This is a genomic window from Massilia sp. FBCC-B171 (assembly GCF_059134155.1).
Genome location: NZ_CP101443.1, coordinates 22,551 through 37,559 on the forward strand (window position 1 = coordinate 22,551; position 15,009 = coordinate 37,559).

Sequence of the window (15,009 nt, forward strand, 5' to 3'; positions counted from 1 at the left end):
GGTCACACCCCGGCCGGGGTGTGCGTCAGCACCGCCAGCAGCGGACCGCGCAGCGCGTTGCACACCACGATCCCTTCGGCCCGTTCCAGCATGTCGCGCGTGATCACGCGCTCGGCCGCGTCCCAGGCGGGCGCGGCCAGCATCACCGTGCGCATCACGCCGGGCAGCAGGCCGCAGGACAGCGGCGGGGTGTACCAGCGCCCTTCCAGGCGCACGAAGACATTGCTGCGCCCCCCTTCGGTCAGTTCTCCGCGCTCGTTGAAGAACAGGGCGTCAAACGCGCCCTGTACTTCGGCGGCGCGCCAGGCGGCGTCGTAGCGGCTGCGCACCGCCGTTTTATGGCGCAGGAAGACGTCGCTCGATTGGGTTGGCGTCCCGGCCAGCACGACGCGCACCGGCTCGGCCAGGGGCGCCAGCGGGGCCGCCGTGGTGCTCAGGGTGCCGTCCGCATCGAGCGCCAGGCGCAGGCGGTGCACGCCCCCTTCCGGCGGCAGGGCCAGGCAGGCGTCGAGCACGCGCGCATGCGCCGCATTCGCGTCGAAGGGCAGGCCGAAATAGGCGGCCGACGCTGCGATGCGTGCCAGGTGCAGGTCGAGGTGGCGCGGGCCGTCTTCCCACGAGGCCTTGATGGTCTCGAACAGTTCGAAATCATTCGACAGGCCGGTCAGGAAGCGCGCCTTGAGTTTGCATTCCGCGTATTCTCCCTGCGGGTCGCTGTCGAACACGATGCCGGCGCCGACCCCCAGTTCTCCGAGGCGCAGTCCTTCGCCGGGACCCAGTACCAGGGTGCGGATCGGCACCGACATGCAAAAATCGCCGAAGGCGCGGCCGTCTCCCGGCGGATCGAACCAGCCGATCGCGCCCGTGTACAGGCCGCGCGGGTCGGGCTCGAGTTCGTCGATGATTTCCATCGTCCTGCGCTTGGGCGCGCCCGTGATCGAGCCGCAGGGATACAGGGCCGCGAACACCTCGGCCAGGCTCACGTCATCGCGCAGGCCTGCCTGCACCGTGGACGTCATCTGCAGCACGGCGCCGAAGCGGGTCACCTCGAACAGTTTGGGTACGGCCACGCTGCCGGTCCGGGCGACGCGCCCCAGGTCGTTGCGCAGCAGGTCGACGATCATGAGGTTTTCGGCGCGGTTCTTCGGGTCGAGCGACAAGGCGGCGGCGCGTTCCAGATTGATCGTCTCGTCATCGCTGGCGGGCGCCGTGCCTTTCATGGGGCGCGCCAGCAGCGTATCGCCCGTGTGCCGCACGAACAGCTCCGGCGAGAAGGACAGCACGGCGCCGCCGTCCGGCAAGCCGACCAGGGCGCCGTAGGGCACCGGCTGGCGTGCACGCAGGCGGCTGTACAGGGCGAAGATGGAACCGAAGGCGTCGAAGCGCAGCCGGTAGGTGTAATTCACCTGGTAGGTGTCGCCGGCGGCGATGTAGTCGCGGATGCGCTCGATCGCGTCGACAAAACGCGCCTCGTCGACATTCGCATTCACATTGGCCACGCCCGCCGGGGTGGCGCTGGAAGAGCGCGTGGTCAGCCAGGCCAGCGTTTCGCTCGCGCTCAAGACCTCGCAGCGCTCGAACAGCAGCACCTGCGCCAGCGGGCCGGGCAGGGCTTTCGCGGGAATGGCGAGCAGGTGCGCGCCCAGTTCGTAGGTGAGCAGGGGAACGGCGTACAGGCCGCGCGCCAGGGCCGCCTGCAGGTCCTGCAGCACGCCGTTCCAGCCGGCGGCGTCGGCACAGGTGAGGGTGCCGGCGTGGCCCGTGTACAGGCGCGAGCGCGCCTGCGCGTGACCTTCCGCGCTCGCGTCGTCGAGCAGTGCAAAGACGGTGTGCATGGTGAACGTCAGGCCGCCAGCAGCAGCGACAATTGTACGCCCGTGGTATCTGAGGGATTTTGCCGGAAGCCGCTTTTCGCATAGCGGTGCCAGCGCCCGGTCACATAGCTCACCAGCAGGCTGGCGCGCGCGGCGACCTGGTCCTCGCTGCCATGGCCCTGGCTCGCGGCCAGGCGCAGGGCGCCCTTGCAGGCCAGCTCGACGCGGTCATAGAAGGCGTTCATGCGCGCTTGCAGGCGTTCGTCCTCATTGACCAGGGCGTCGCCGATCAGGACCCGCGTCATGCCCGGATTATTCGCGGCAAAGGACAGCAGCATCTGCAAGATGGCGTGGGCCTGGTCGATCCCGCGTTCCTCTTTCTCGGTGATCTGGTTGATCACACCGAACACGCTCGCTTCAATAAACTCGATCAGCCCCTCGAACATCTGCGCCTTGCTGGCGAAGTGGCGGTAGAGCGCCGCTTCCGACACCGACAGGCGCGCCGCCAGCGCGGCGGTGGTGATTTTTTCCCCCTTCGGCTGCTCGAGCATGGCCGCCAGGGCCTGGAGGATTTGCAGTTTGCGCTGGCCTGGCTTGGTGCTTGCCATGGGATCCCGAAAGAGTAGTTGGTCGAATGATTGAATTAAATAACTGGGCGCAGCCGCTGCAGCCGCTTCGGCAGCTGCCGCACGGATTTTACTTTGACATCGACATAATTTGGGCGAATCAATCTGCGCGGCCGCGCCATCGCCAGCGTGCTGCGCTCGTGGGTGCGCAGGTATTGCGTCACCCAGACGGTGCGCACGCCCAGCTGCTTGGCGCTTTTCAGGTTGGCCAGCGTGTCTTCCACCAGAATGCAGTCGCGCGCCGCCACCCCATGTTTTCTGAGCAGGCGCGCCAGCATCAGCTTCGACGGTTTTGGCCGCAGCTGGCCGTGCACCTGCATCTGCTCGATCGCGATGTGGTGCGCGAAATGGCGCCCCAGGCCCAGGTGGCGCATCACGTGGGTCGAATAATCGAGCGGCGCATTCGTGAGCAGGATCTTGCGCCCCGGGAGTTTCATCAAGAGGCGCCCGAGGCCCGTTTCCGAGCGCATCATGGCGCGCAGTTCCTTCAGGTCGTGCGTCTCGCGCAGGAAATCGGCGGCGTTCACCTGATGGTGGCGCATCATGCCGAGCAGGGTGGCGCCATAGCGCTTCCAGTAGCCCAGGCGCGCGGCATCGACCTGGGCCTGCGTGACGGGCGTGATGCCGTCGTCGAGCACGCGCGCGATATACGCGTTCATGTTGGCGCTGATGGCCGGAAAAATCGCATGCGAGGCGTCGTGCAGGGTATTGTCCAGATCAAATAGCCAGACGGGAGAGGCGGGAGTAAGATTTGGCACGATGGCAATGACCGGAGAAATGAATGCGACGTCCGATTATAGTGGTGTTCCTCAGCCTGGTTCTGATGGCATGCCAGGCGCTGGCCGCCGAGCGCGGTGCGCTGTTCACGGTGACGGATAAAGGCAACACGCTGTATCTGTACGGGACCATCCACGCGGGCAAACCGGAATACTATCCGCTCGAGCCGCGCATCGGCAAGGCCCTGGCGGGCGCGCCGACGCTGGCGCTGGAAGTGGACATGACAGGCAATCCTGGCGCCGTGGCGGCGGCCTTCAGCCAATACGGCCTGTTCGCGGCCGGCAGCCCCGGTTATGCGGCGCTCCCGGCGAAGCGCCGCGCGCGCCTCGAGGCCGCCCTGAAGCAGCAGGGCATCGATCTGGGCGCCGTCGCCCAATTCAAGCCCTGGATGCTGGCGACCATGCTGGCAGTGAAGGATGTCGCCAAACTCGGCTACGACCCGGCCCTCGGCGTGGACGCGCACCTGGCCGGCCTGGCACGCGGCAAGGCCCGCATCGCCGAGCTCGAGTCCGTGCACGGCCAGGCGGCCCTGCTGGATGGGCTGCCGATGGAAACGCAGTGGACGCTGCTCGAAGAAACGCTGGCGCACATGGCCTCGGGCAGGCAATTGCGCGAGGCGCGCGCGCTGTTCGAGGCCTACGAGCGCGCCGACCAGAAGGCGCTGGACGCCATCGCGCGCCGCATCGAGAACGACGACAGCGTCAGCGGCAAGTTCATCCGCGACGTGATCCTCATCGAACGCAACGGGCCGATGGCCGACAAGCTCATTGCCCTGCTGGCGCGCGAAAACAATGCGGTGGCTGCGGTCGGCTTACTGCACTTGCTGGGGAAACAGGGCGTACCGGAGCTGCTGCGTGCGCGTGGCTTGCAGGTCAAGAGGGTGTACTAGGGGGAATTGCACTGAAGAGAATGGTGCCCTTTACGTGGATTGAACACGTGGCCTCTCCCTTACCAAGGGAGTGCTCTACCACTGAGCTAAAAGGGCGGTACTGATGTAGCGGCATGGACGCCGCCACAAGATTTTTTTAGTGCGAGCGGATCATAGTGCCAAACGCCTGTTCGGTCAAGACTTCCAGCAACAAAGAGTGCTCGATGCGGCCGTCGATGATGTGCACGGTGTTCACGCCCGACTTGGCGGCGTCGAGTGCCGACGAGATCTTCGGCAGCATGCCGCCGGAAATCGTGCCGTCTTCGAACATCTCGTCGATTTCGCGCGCCGACAGGTCGGTGACGAGCTTGCCTTCCTTGTCCTGCACGCCGGCGATGTTGGTCATCATGATCAGCTTTTCGGCTTTCAGGATTTCCGCGATTTTACCGGCGACGACGTCGGCATTGATGTTGTAGGCTTGCCCGTCCTGGCCGAAGCCGATCGGCGAGATGATCGGAATGAAGGCGTCGTCCTGCAGCGCTTTCACGACCGCCGGATTGATCGCCTCGATTTCGCCGACAAAACCGATGTCGACGAATTCGCCCGGCTTTTCCTTGTCCGGCATGCTCATCTTGCGAGCACGGATCAGGCCGCCATCCTTGCCGGTCAGGCCCACTGCCTGGCCGCCGTAGTGGTTGATCAGCATGACGATGTCCTGCTGCACTTCGCCGCCCAGCACCCACTCGACCACTTCCATGGTCTCTTCGTCGGTGATGCGCATGCCTTGCACGAAGGTGCCCTGCTTGCCGATCTTTTTCAGGGCATTGTCGATCTGCGGACCGCCGCCGTGCACCACGACCGGGTTCATGCCCACCAGTTTCAGCAGGATGACGTCGCGCGCAAAGCCATGCTTCAGGCGTTCGTCGGTCATGGCGTTCCCACCGTACTTGATGACAATGGTCTTGCCATGGAAGTTGCGGATGTACGGGAGCGCCTCGGCCAGGATCTGTGCCTTGATCTGCGGGGAGACCTTGGTCAGGTCACTCGATGGGTCCTCGGTTTTCAAGCTGGTCACGTGAGCGTTCATGGAGAGTCCGAAATGAATGTGGCGGAGATTTTACAGGCAACACGGGCGCCTTGTAGGCATTCTGGGGTGCACTTGTTGTATTTTATCGTGTGACCGGGTCAGGATCGCTGCCGATGAATGCTTCTACGATATTACACATGACGAATAATTCCTGTCGCAGGGGTGCCAGATGAGCCAATGCAGCCGCTGTGGCGCCACTTTCGGCTGTGCCATGGCCGATGGTGGCAACGAACCCTGCTGGTGCACGGCCTTGCCGCCCGTGGTGCCGCTGCCGGGCGTCGACGCCAGTTGCTGGTGTCCGGCCTGCCTGCGCGCGCATATTGCGCAGGCGCCGGAGCTTGATGGCTCAACGGTGCGTCGCGAAGAAACGTAGCATCTCGCGGCTGGCGTCCGGGCCCTTGCCGTCGGTATAGGTACCGCGTGCGCTGCCGCCCGACCAGGCATGGCCGGCGCCGTGGATGACCCAGTGCTCGCCGTGCACCTTGCCGTCGGCGCGCTTGTGCATGGTGCGGGTATAGCTGTGGCCGTCCGGCACGCTGCCCGGTTCGACCGCCATGACCTCGGCGGCGTCGCGCGCATGCACCATCAGCTCGTCGCCATTGGTCGGGTGCACGGTATGGTCCTGGTCGCCGTGGAAGACGATGATCGGGATCGCCTTGCCCGGTTTGTTCTGGCGCTGGAGTTGCCCTTGCATGGCGGCCAGTGCCGACGGCAAGTCGTGGGCCGAAGCGTAGGGCAGGCCGGAGTGCACGCCGACGGCCGCGTACAGGTCCGGGTACAGCGTGCCCATGATGGTGGCCATGGCGCCGCCGGCGGACAGGCCCGCCACATACACCTGGGCCGGGTCGACCTTGTACTTGCCCATGATCTCGCGGGTGATGCCGGCGATGATCGACGGTTCGCCCTGGTCGCGTTTCTGGTCGACGGCGTTGAACCAGTTCCAGCAGCGCGAGGAATTGGCCTGGCGCGACTGGGATGGATAGACGACCAGGCAGCCGGATTCCTCGGCCAGCACGTTCATCTGGGTGCCGCTGGCGAAGTCGTCCGGGTCCTGGGTGCAGCCGTGCAGCATCACCACCAGCGCCGCCGCTTCGCCCGTATACGTGCTCGGCACATACAGTTTATAGCTGCGGGTGCCGGCGCTATTGGTAAAACTGGCGTCGCTGAAGGTGCCCGGCAAGAGCACGGCAGGCTCGTTGGCGGCGGCGCCCCCGTGGCCGAATTTGCGGCTCAGTTCGGCCAGCATGTCGGGGACGTCGCCCGGCGTGCGCAGGTGCGCCGTGCCATTGGCTTGCGACAGGCCCTGCATCTGCGCCTGCGCCGCCTGGGTCATGGCCGACGCGTTTTTCAAGGCATCCTGGATCACCTTGTTGGTATCGATCCGCGGCTTCTTGATCAGGCTGCTGGTGGCGGCGCGCATTTGCGCGAACAGTTTGCTGTTCAAATTCATATTCAGTTTCATGTTGGCTTCCTTTGTGCGCTTAGTGGATGCGCTCTGCCAATGCGGCCTTGACGGCGCTGCTTGCATGCAGCGCCCCCAGGACCGAAATCGATTCGATGGTGGCCAGGGCCAGTTCGACGCTGACGTCGGTGGCGATGCTGGCCATGCCGAGCACCTGGATTTGCAAGCGGATACCGGCCTGTTGTGCTGCTTCCAGGTCGGTCCGGGAATAGTGGTGCATGCCGAGCACAAGGCTGCGGCGGGCGACGGTCTGGCGCACCACCTCGGCGTGCGTGTTGAGCTGGTTGCGGATGGCGGTGCGGATCAAGTCGGTCCGGTTGCTGTAAAAACCTTCGCTGACCAGCAAATCGATCTGGCCCAGGTCGATCATGCCCAGGTTGATCGTGATTTTTTCCGTGTCAGCCAGCTTCGTTCTTGCTTCGTTCGTGTTCATCAGTTGACTCCGCATTTCTTACACCAACCTTTCAAACCATCCTCTTACCATCCACCTGGATGGTTTTGTATGGCGCCAAGTCTACGCGCCTGAGCTCCAGGGTCAAGCGCGATTCGATTGAATAGGGTAATCTATTTCCCCATGAGTCCAGAATTACAACAAGGCCTGCGCTTCGCCTGGCAGTACACCGTCCCCCCACGCGCAACCGTGCCGCAGCTCTACCACGACACCCCGTTTTGCCGCGACATGCCCGAGGTCCTTGCCACCGGCTACCTGGTCGGCATGATGGAACTGGCCTGCGTGCAGGGCATGCTGCCCTTCCTCGACTGGCCGCGCGAACAAAGCCTCGGCACCATGGTCAGTTTTCGTCACCTGGCGCCGACGCCGCCGGGCATGACCCTGCGTATCGAGGGCGAAGTGCTGGAAGTCGAAGGCCAGCGCGTGCGCTTTAAAGTGCAAGCCTGGGACGAGCAGGAACAGGTATGCGAAGGCACGCACGAGCGTTGCGTCATCGATACGGAACGTTTTAATGCACGCGTCGCGCGCAAGATCGGCGCGGCGCCATGAGTACCCTGTCGCATCCCGAACTGCAGACTCCGGTGCCGTCGCCCTGCATCAACCTGTGCGAAATGGACCCGAAAAGCGGCCTGTGCCGCGGCTGCCTGCGCACGATCGACGAGATCGTCGCCTGGGGCAGCGCCGGCGACGACGCCAAACGCGCAGTCTGGCTTGAAATCCGGCGGCGCGAAGCGCAGATCGATTTTGGCTGAGATGCTGCCGCTGCTCCCCCCGTCGATGCGCGTCTTCGAGCGCGGCTGGCTGTCCTCGAACAACGTCTTGTTCCTCGGCGAATCGCCGGCGCTGGTCGACAGCGGCTATGTGACCCACGCGCCGCAAACGCTGGCGCTGGTGCGCCACGCCCTCGCCGGGCGCCCGCTCAGCCGCCTGTTGAATACCCACCTGCATTCGGACCACTGCGGCGGCAATGCCGCGCTGCAGGCGGCGTACGGCTGCCACACGTCGATCCCGGCTGCGGAAAGCGGCAAGGTCGCGGCCTGGGATGAGGAAGCGCTCACTTTCCGTGCGACCGGCCAGCAGTGCGCGCGTTTCAGTTTCGACGCGCTCCTCCAGCCGGGGCAAAAGCTGGAACTGGGCGGCATGGACTGGGACGTGCTCGTCGCGCCCGGCCACGACCCGCATGCCTTGTTGCTGTTCTGCGCGCAGGAAGGCATCCTGATCTCGGGCGATGCGCTGTGGGAAAACGGTTTCGGTGTCATCTTCCCGGAACTCGATGGCGAATCCGGTTTCCTCGAGGCGCGCGCGACGCTCGACCTGATTGCCACGCTCGACGCGCGGGTGGTCATTCCCGGGCATGGCCGGATGTTCGGCGAGGTGCCGGCAGCCTTGCAGCGCGCGTATTCGCGGCTCGATTATTTGTCGGCCGACCCGAAGCGCAACGCGGAGAATGCGGTAAAAGTGCTGGTGAAATTTTTGCTGCTCGAGCGGCAGCGGATCGCCATTGCCGCCTTGCCGGGTTTACTGGCGGGGATACCTGTGGTCGGCAGTGCGATGCGGTTCATGGATGTTGCTGCCTTGGCGGAGGCTCAGGCGCTGGTTGAACGCGTGGGCGGGGAACCCGCCCACCCTACGGGTCTGCGCGAAGTTTGCGACCCTGACCAGACCGAGGGGCATGCATTGCGACGTAGGGTGGGCGGCTCTGCCGCCCACGCGTTCAACGAACGTTCGCCTGCCGCGACGGAAACCAGCGCTCTCTACACCAGCCTCGCCCAATGGGCTATGAACGCCCTGCTGCGTGCCCAGGCCGCCCGCATCGACGGCGATTTCCTGGTCGATGCGTAATTTAGAGCGGCCGATCTAGCACGGTCGTGCTTTTTTGACCCTATAATCTGACCGCCGGTCCACATAACTCCCAAGCCGAAAGCTGCCCATGACGCTGCCAACCGTACTGCAAAACCTCTCCTTACCCGTGATCGCCTCGCCGATGTTCATCGCCAGCGGTCCGGCCCTCGTCGCGGCGCAGTGCAAGGCGGGGATCGTCGGTTCCTTCCCGGCGCTGAACGCCCGCCCGGCCGAGCTGCTCGACACCTGGCTCACCGATTTGCAAAAAGAGCTGGCCGACTACGCCGCCGCCAATCCGGGCGCAAAAATCGGGCCGATCGCCGTGAACCAGATCGTGCACGCCTCGAACACGCGCCTGGAGCACGATGTCGAGGTCTGCGTGAAACACCAGGTGCCGATCATCATCTCCTCGCTGCGCGCGCCGCCGAAGGAGATGCTCGACGCCGTGCACAGCTATGGCGGCATCGTGCTCCACGACGTGGTCTCGATTCGCCACGCCCAGAAAGCGCTGGAAGCGGGCGTCGACGGCCTGATCCTGGTCGCGGCCGGCGCCGGCGGCCATGCCGGCGCCTTGTCGCCGTTTGCGCTGGTGGGCGAAGTGCGTAAATTCTTCGACGGCCCGATCGCGCTGTCCGGCTCGATCGCCACGGGCGACGCCATCCTCGCGGCCCAGGCGATGGGCGCCGATTTTGCGTACATCGGCTCGCGCTGGCTGGCAACCAAGGAATCGAACGTCAGCGACGAATACCGCGACGCGATCGTCGAGTCAAACGCCGCCGACGTGGTCTACACGAATCTGTTCACTGGCGTGCATGGCAACTACCTGAAAAAATCGATCGTCAACGCCGGGCTCGATCCGGAGGCGCTGCCGGAATCGGACAAGAGCAAGATGAGCTTTGGCGACGGCGGCTCGAAAGCCAAGGCCTGGCGCGACATCTGGGGCGCGGGCCAGGGCGTGGGCCTGATGCACGACGTGCCGACCGTGGCCGAGATGGTCGAACGTTTAACGCGCGAATACGCTGCGGCTCGTGCGCGGCTGGCGCTGCGTTAAGCGGGGGGCGTGGGGCTGTTGCCTGTTAAGTTATCGGTGTGCATGATCCGCGTGGGCACGGGGTGCCCACCCTGTAAAGGCAAAGTTGAAATGTCCGCTTTCAGCAAAGTTGAAATGTCCGCTTTTTCAGGTGTGAACATGGAGCTGAGCGGCCCCTTTCTTTGCTGCTGACACGCCTTTCGTAACGATGGCGGCTGGCTGATCGGCACGATAGGTACGGTTGCGCGACTTTTTGTCGAGCAGTGCGTGCAGGGTCTTGCTGTCGATGTCGTTCCGATTTTCCCGACGCGGCAGTGCCAGGCTGGTATGGGTAAATAGCTGACCGTTTGCCCGCAGCTCCACACGGCCATCGGTGTAGGTATGGATGGCAACAGCTTGGCCAATCAGACTTCGGGCTCTGGGGGTATCGTCCAGCCGGTGCTGTACGGTGGCCTGTTGCAGGGTCAGTTGGGTGCTCAGTTTGCGTGTCTCGCAAAAGCTCAGGATGCGCTCCAGGTTTTCGCCGGCTTGCAACGGCGTATGCAGGTCAAGCGGATTGCTTGGCACACGGGCAAACCGGGCGTTGTAACGTGCAGCGTAATCGTTACACCAGGCATTGGCGGTCGTGATATCGCTGATTCCTTCAAGCCTCAGATGTTTTACCAAGCGGTCCTGCAAGGTACGGTTGGCTCGTTCTACACGGCCTTTTGCTTGCGGTGAGTTAGCGCAGATTAGTTCGATTCCGAGTTCATCCATGGCACGTTGAAACTGGGTGCAGGTTCGGCTCGTCGCTATTGCCGAGCGAAACACGGCAGCGCGGTCGGAGTACAACGCCTGGGGCTTGCCGTGTTGTTCGACGTAGCGCTGCGTGGCCTCGAAATAGCTGGCCGTTGATTCACTCGGGGCGAAGTGCAGCTGCAGCAGCTTTCCGGTTGCATCGTCGATGTAGACGAGCAGTGCGCAAGCGTCTCCACGTCGCTCGAACCAGTGATGGCGGCTGCCGTCGATCTGGACCAGTTCACCGAAACAGGCGCGCCGCTCGCGCGGCTGGTGCAGCGCAGCCATCCGCGCGGTCTTTGGGATCCACAATCCCGCCTCGATCATCAGGCCACGCAGCGTTTCTTTTGACACGATGACGCCGTGCCGATCCCGCAGCTGCTCGCACGCCAGTGTTGGGCCAAAATCGGCGTAATGGTCGCGTACCAGTTGTAGGGCTGCCTTGGCCAGGCCCGGCCCGAGCTGGTTGTTGCTCAGCTTGCCTCGCTTGCCAGAAATCATGGCGCCTACGCCATCCTCTGCAAACCGCTTGATCAGGCGCCGCACCTGCCGGGTCGTTATTTGAAGCCGTTTCGCCGCAATCGTTGCCTTGACCTCGCCACGGGCACACGCCCCCACGAGTTCAGCCCGCTCTAGCTCCTGCATCGTAATGCTCCCGATTTTGCTCACGCTCGACTCCAAACGATTCGGAATCGACAGCATGAACTATCTAGCAAAAGCGGACATTTCAACTTTGCTAGAAGCGGACATTACAACTTTGCTCTTACACACCCTACGGTTACCTGTAGTGGCGAGATCATAAAAAACCCGGGATACGTAGCGTATTTCGTACGGGGTCATGGAGGCCAATGGCCTCCATGACGGGTTCACCGGGCACTCCGTGCCCACGCGGATTCAACGAACCACGAACACACCAGGCAACAGCTCCACGCACCAAAATAACAAGGCCTCCATGCGGAGGCCTTTTTTGCGCTTCAACTTAAAACACTCCGATTCAGGAGGCTTTTACATCCGGAATCGGATACTCCGTTTCCGGCTCGGCCGGCTTCAGATCTTCCTGGCGGATCGACCACAGGCCCGGCAGGTTGCGCCAGTAGCCATATACGTCCATGCCGAAGCCGACCACGAAGGCGTTCGGCAGGCTCAAGCCGGTGATGTCGGCGACGATCGGCTTCTTGCGCCCGATGTCCTTGTCGGCGAACACGGCGATGATGACTTCCGCGGCGCCCATGTCGAGCAGGCGCTGCTTGACGTGGGCGAGGGTTTCGCCTTCGTCGAGGATATCGTCGAGCACGACGATGACGCGCCCGGCCACGTTCTGGCGCGGGATGACTTTCCACACGACTTGTCCGCCGCGGTCGTCGTCGCCATAGCGGCTGACGTGGATGTAGTCGAACTCGAGCGGGAAGTCGAGCTGGGGCAGGAGAGTGCCGGTGAAGACGACGGCGCCGCCCATTACGCCCAGCACCAGCGGGAAGCTGGTGTTATCGGGATGCTTGAAACGCGTGTTGAGCACGTCTGCGACATGGCGTACGGCGTCCTGTACCTGGCTCGGGGAGACGATCTCTTGCGCATGTTCCAGCAGGCCCTGGGCGCGCACTACATGAAAATCTTGCATGGCTCATTGACGTAAAAGGGGTAACAGGCCAATTATCGCGAATATTGCCAATGTCGGGCGGACTATTGGCAGGCGGTAGCGTGCGCCGCTATTTTTCGTCCTTGCCATGCATGACCATGATGGTCTGCTGCATCAGCGCGCACAGGTGTTCCTTGCCATCCTTGATCGCGAATACCTCGGCCTTGGTGACGATCAGCGTGCGTCCCGGACGCACGACCGCCCCACGCGCGATGAGCTGTTCGCCGTCGGCCGGCGCCACCAGATTCATCTTGTACTCGACGGTGAGCACCGAGGCGCCGGGCGCGGCCACGCTCATGGCCGCGTAGCCGGCGGCCGAATCGGCGATCATGCCGACCACGCCGCCATGCACGAAGCCATGCTGCTGCTCGACCCCGTCCCAGTGCGGCAGGTGGATTTCGGTGCGTCCAGATTCCACCACCGCCAGGCTGGCCCGGATCAGCCGCATGGCGTTCTGGCGCGCGAAACTGGCGCGGATGCGTTCTTCGATTTGCGGGTCAAGTGGCGGCGTCATCGATTTCCTCAGCTGTAGTCGCGTGCGTCTTCGATTACCTTGCCGTCGTCCGGCAGCGTGCCGGGGGCGACAAAGGCCACTTCGCCGCGCAGTTTGGTGACCTCGCGGATCGAGGCCGCGATCGCCGCTTCGAGCGCGGGATCGGGCGTGCCCGCCAGTTCGCACTGCAGCGTCATTAAATCATTCGCCATCTGGCCCGAGACTACCAGTCTCGCTTTGATCACTTCCGGATGGCGGCGCACGATGTTCTGCACCTGCGAGGCGTGCACGAACATCGCGCGCACCTTGGTGGTCTGGTCGGCACGGCCCATCCAGCCCTTGATGCGCGCATTGGTCCGCACGCCTGGTAGAGCATCGACCAGCAGCGCCGACAGGTCCCCGGTGGCAAACCGGATCAGCGGGTAATCCGGATTGAAGAGCGTGACCACCACTTCGCCGATGTCCCCGGGCGCCACCGGTTCGCCGCTGCCGGGCCGCACGATCTCCAATAACACCTCTTCATCGAGCAGCATGCCCGGATCGAGCACGCCGTCGGTCGCCGTCTCGTAGGCGATGCTGCCGATGTCGGCCGAGGCATAGGTCTGGAACACCTGCGGCACGCCGTTCTCAACGAACCAGCTGCGCAGCGACTCCGGCAGCGCCTCGGCGCCCACCAGTGCGTGCTGGACGCTGCTGATGTCGGCGCCTGTCTCGCGCGCCTTTTCGATGATGATGCGCAGGAAAGAGGGCGTGCCGACATAGGTATCCGGACGCAGCGCGGCCATGGCCTGCACCTGCATCTCGGTCTGCCCGGTGCCGGCCGGGATCACGCTGCAGCCGATACGGGCCGCCCCGCTTTCGACCATGAAGGCGGCCGGCGTGAAGTGGTAACTGAAGCAGTTCTGCAGCAGGCCGCCGGCGCGCACGCCGGCGGCGAACATCGGCCGCGCGAAGCGCCACCAGTCGGCGCCGCGCCCTTCCGGATCAAAAATCGGCCCGGGCGACATGAACACGTGCGCCATGTCGCGCGTTGCCGTCGCGGCCAGGCCGCCAAACGGCGGCGCCGCTTCCTGCAGCGCCTTTAAATCGGACTTGCGCGTCACCGGCAGTTGGGCCAGTGCTGCGCGGGTGGTGATGGCGGCCGGGTCGATCCCGTCCAGGATCCGGGCCCAGCCCGGGGCCTGCTGCGCGCGTGCGACCAGGCCGGGCAGGCGCGCCAGCAGGTCGCGTTCGCGTTCTTCCGGGGCGCGGGTTTCCAGCGCATCGAGGGTGATGCTGTTCATGGTGCTTCTCCGGTGGGGTCGTCTGTGCTCAGGCCAGCCAGCGCTTGCGCCGGCGATAAAATTTCATGTCCCTAAAACTCTTGCGGCCCGCGCTGGAGACGCCCAGGTAAAACTCCTTGACGTCCTCGTTGTTGGCCAGGTCCTGCGCCGCGCCATCCATTACCACGCGCCCGTTCTCGAGGATGTAGCCGAAATCGGCGTAGCGCAGGGCGACGTTCGTGTTCTGCTCGGCCAGCAGGAAGGACACACCTTCCTTCTGGTTCAGGTCTTTCACGATGCCGAAGATCTCGTCGACGATCTGCGGCGCGATCCCCATCGAGGGTTCATCGAGCAGGATCATCGAGGGATTGGCCATCAGGGCGCGTCCGATTGCGCACATCTGCTGCTCGCCGCCCGAGGTGTAGCCAGCCTGGCTGGAACGCCGTTCTTTCAAACGCGGAAAATAGTGGTACACCGATTCGAGTGCGGTCTTCAGTTCCCCGCGCCCGATCTTGCGGGTATACGCGCCCGTTAATAAATTCTCTTCGATGGTGAGGTGGCCGAAGCAGTGGCGTCCTTCCATCACCTGGGACAGCCCGCGCCGCACCAGTTCGTTCGGCGTCAGCTGGTCGATGCGCTCGCCCTGGAAGCGCACCTCTCCCTTGGTCACGTCGCCGCGTTCGCCGCGCAGCAGGGTCGAGATGGTTTTTAACGTCGTCGACTTGCCGGCGCCGTTCGCGCCCAGCAGGGCCACGATCTTTCCCTTCGGGACCTGCAGCGAGACGCCTTTCAGGACCAGGATCACGTGGTCGTAAATGACTTCGACGTTATTCACCGACAGGTAAGCTTGTTCGCTGGTGCTGGTCATGGTGTCTGTTCCAAAA

Annotated in this window: 16 protein-coding genes, 1 tRNA gene and 1 pseudogene; 6 read left to right on the forward strand and 12 right to left on the reverse strand. The window is 63.9% G+C overall.

The window, feature by feature from the left end:
* Positions 1–2 precede the first annotated feature (2 nt).
* The 3 genes from NMB41_RS00145 to NMB41_RS00155 are packed head-to-tail and all read right to left on the reverse strand — an operon-like array spanning position 3 to position 3,198.
* A complete protein-coding gene (locus NMB41_RS00145) occupies positions 3–1,835 on the reverse strand; it encodes a chorismate-binding protein (protein ID WP_494380481.1) in 1,833 nt (610 codons plus the stop codon).
* Between the two features lie 8 nt (positions 1,836–1,843).
* Entirely contained in the window at positions 1,844–2,422 is a 579-nt protein-coding gene (slmA, locus tag NMB41_RS00150; RefSeq protein WP_494380482.1) for a nucleoid occlusion factor SlmA, read from the reverse strand.
* Positions 2,423–2,457: 35 nt separating this feature from the next.
* A complete protein-coding gene (locus NMB41_RS00155; protein WP_494380483.1) occupies positions 2,458–3,198 on the reverse strand; it encodes a pyrimidine 5'-nucleotidase in 741 nt (246 codons plus the stop codon).
* Between the two features lie 23 nt (positions 3,199–3,221).
* Here NMB41_RS00155 and NMB41_RS00160 point away from each other — a divergent pair, with 23 nt between their 5' ends.
* Positions 3,222–4,106 carry a TraB/GumN family protein gene (locus NMB41_RS00160; RefSeq protein WP_494380484.1) on the forward strand — a complete coding sequence of 295 codons (885 nt, stop codon included), beginning with the start codon at positions 3,222–3,224 and terminating at the stop codon, positions 4,104–4,106.
* 21 nt (positions 4,107–4,127) lie between these two features.
* Here NMB41_RS00160 and NMB41_RS00165 read toward each other — a convergent pair.
* Positions 4,128–4,202, reverse strand: a tRNA-Thr gene (locus NMB41_RS00165).
* Between the two features lie 40 nt (positions 4,203–4,242).
* Positions 4,243–5,172 (reverse strand): acetylglutamate kinase, encoded by a 930-nt coding sequence (argB, locus tag NMB41_RS00170; protein ID WP_494380485.1) that lies wholly within the window; start codon positions 5,170–5,172, stop codon positions 4,243–4,245.
* 211 nt (positions 5,173–5,383) lie between these two features.
* Between argB and NMB41_RS00175 the strand changes: the two genes are divergently transcribed.
* Entirely contained in the window at positions 5,384–5,545 is a 162-nt protein-coding gene (locus tag NMB41_RS00175) for a hypothetical protein (RefSeq protein WP_494382906.1), read from the forward strand.
* Here the strand turns inward: NMB41_RS00175 and NMB41_RS00180 are convergent.
* A complete protein-coding gene (locus NMB41_RS00180) occupies positions 5,519–6,634 on the reverse strand; it encodes an extracellular catalytic domain type 1 short-chain-length polyhydroxyalkanoate depolymerase (RefSeq protein ID WP_494380486.1) in 1,116 nt (371 codons plus the stop codon). The two genes, NMB41_RS00175 and NMB41_RS00180, sit on opposite strands and share 27 nt — an antisense overlap.
* 19 nt (positions 6,635–6,653) lie before the next feature.
* The gene (locus NMB41_RS00185; protein WP_494380487.1) at positions 6,654–7,067 is read right to left on the reverse strand and encodes a CopG family transcriptional regulator; all 414 of its coding nucleotides are present in this window, start codon (positions 7,065–7,067) and stop codon (positions 6,654–6,656) included.
* Positions 7,068–7,208: 141 nt separating this feature from the next.
* Here NMB41_RS00185 and NMB41_RS00190 point away from each other — a divergent pair, with 141 nt between their 5' ends.
* From NMB41_RS00190 to NMB41_RS00205, 4 genes and pseudogenes are all read left to right on the forward strand, one after another.
* The gene (locus NMB41_RS00190) at positions 7,209–7,634 is read left to right on the forward strand and encodes a thioesterase family protein (RefSeq protein WP_494380488.1); all 426 of its coding nucleotides are present in this window, start codon (positions 7,209–7,211) and stop codon (positions 7,632–7,634) included.
* A complete protein-coding gene (locus NMB41_RS00195) occupies positions 7,631–7,837 on the forward strand; it encodes a DUF1289 domain-containing protein (protein ID WP_494380489.1) in 207 nt (68 codons plus the stop codon). Before NMB41_RS00190 ends, NMB41_RS00195 begins: the two co-directional genes overlap by 4 nt.
* A 1-nt stretch (position 7,838) precedes the next feature.
* A pseudogene (locus tag NMB41_RS00200) lies at positions 7,839–8,693 on the forward strand (MBL fold metallo-hydrolase); the annotation flags it as partial.
* Positions 8,694–9,015: 322 nt separating this feature from the next.
* On the forward strand, positions 9,016–9,978 hold the full coding sequence (locus tag NMB41_RS00205; protein ID WP_494380490.1) for an NAD(P)H-dependent flavin oxidoreductase: 963 nt from the start codon (positions 9,016–9,018) through the stop codon (positions 9,976–9,978).
* 126 nt (positions 9,979–10,104) lie between these two features.
* On the opposite strand, the gene NMB41_RS00210 is transcribed toward NMB41_RS00205, so the two are convergent.
* The 5 genes from NMB41_RS00210 to NMB41_RS00230 all read right to left on the reverse strand — a co-directional run bounded on the left by NMB41_RS00210 (position 10,105) and on the right by NMB41_RS00230 (position 14,993).
* Positions 10,105–11,436 (reverse strand): ISNCY family transposase, encoded by a 1,332-nt coding sequence (locus NMB41_RS00210; protein WP_494380491.1) that lies wholly within the window; start codon positions 11,434–11,436, stop codon positions 10,105–10,107.
* Between the two features lie 292 nt (positions 11,437–11,728).
* A complete protein-coding gene (locus tag NMB41_RS00215) occupies positions 11,729–12,352 on the reverse strand; it encodes a hypoxanthine-guanine phosphoribosyltransferase (protein ID WP_494380492.1) in 624 nt (207 codons plus the stop codon).
* Between the two features lie 88 nt (positions 12,353–12,440).
* The gene (locus NMB41_RS00220) at positions 12,441–12,884 is read right to left on the reverse strand and encodes a PaaI family thioesterase (RefSeq protein WP_494380493.1); all 444 of its coding nucleotides are present in this window, start codon (positions 12,882–12,884) and stop codon (positions 12,441–12,443) included.
* Between the two features lie 8 nt (positions 12,885–12,892).
* Positions 12,893–14,146: a phenylacetate--CoA ligase family protein gene (locus NMB41_RS00225; protein WP_494380494.1), complete on the reverse strand. Its 1,254-nt coding sequence runs from the start codon at positions 14,144–14,146 to the stop codon at positions 12,893–12,895.
* A gap of 28 nt (positions 14,147–14,174) precedes the next feature.
* Positions 14,175–14,993 (reverse strand): ABC transporter ATP-binding protein, encoded by an 819-nt coding sequence (locus NMB41_RS00230; protein ID WP_494380495.1) that lies wholly within the window; start codon positions 14,991–14,993, stop codon positions 14,175–14,177.
* Positions 14,994–15,009: the final 16 nt, after the last annotated feature.

Coding starts and splice junctions, on each gene's coding strand:
- NMB41_RS00145 (WP_494380481.1), bottom strand. CDS start 1,835: ATGCACACCGTCTTTGCACTGCTCGACGACGCGAGCGCGGAAGGTCAC.
- slmA (WP_494380482.1), bottom strand. CDS start 2,422: ATGGCAAGCACCAAGCCAGGCCAGCGCAAACTGCAAATCCTCCAGGCC.
- NMB41_RS00160 (WP_494380484.1), top strand. CDS start 3,222: ATGCGACGTCCGATTATAGTGGTGTTCCTCAGCCTGGTTCTGATGGCA.
- argB (WP_494380485.1), bottom strand. CDS start 5,172: ATGAACGCTCACGTGACCAGCTTGAAAACCGAGGACCCATCGAGTGAC.
- NMB41_RS00175 (WP_494382906.1), top strand. CDS start 5,384: ATGGCCGATGGTGGCAACGAACCCTGCTGGTGCACGGCCTTGCCGCCC.
- NMB41_RS00180 (WP_494380486.1), bottom strand. CDS start 6,634: ATGAAACTGAATATGAATTTGAACAGCAAACTGTTCGCGCAAATGCGC.
- NMB41_RS00185 (WP_494380487.1), bottom strand. CDS start 7,067: ATGAACACGAACGAAGCAAGAACGAAGCTGGCTGACACGGAAAAAATC.
- NMB41_RS00190 (WP_494380488.1), top strand. CDS start 7,209: ATGAGTCCAGAATTACAACAAGGCCTGCGCTTCGCCTGGCAGTACACC.
- NMB41_RS00195 (WP_494380489.1), top strand. CDS start 7,631: ATGAGTACCCTGTCGCATCCCGAACTGCAGACTCCGGTGCCGTCGCCC.
- NMB41_RS00205 (WP_494380490.1), top strand. CDS start 9,016: ATGACGCTGCCAACCGTACTGCAAAACCTCTCCTTACCCGTGATCGCC.
- NMB41_RS00210 (WP_494380491.1), bottom strand. CDS start 11,436: ATGCTGTCGATTCCGAATCGTTTGGAGTCGAGCGTGAGCAAAATCGGG.
- NMB41_RS00215 (WP_494380492.1), bottom strand. CDS start 12,352: ATGCAAGATTTTCATGTAGTGCGCGCCCAGGGCCTGCTGGAACATGCG.
- NMB41_RS00220 (WP_494380493.1), bottom strand. CDS start 12,884: ATGACGCCGCCACTTGACCCGCAAATCGAAGAACGCATCCGCGCCAGT.
- NMB41_RS00225 (WP_494380494.1), bottom strand. CDS start 14,146: ATGAACAGCATCACCCTCGATGCGCTGGAAACCCGCGCCCCGGAAGAA.
- NMB41_RS00230 (WP_494380495.1), bottom strand. CDS start 14,993: ATGACCAGCACCAGCGAACAAGCTTACCTGTCGGTGAATAACGTCGAA.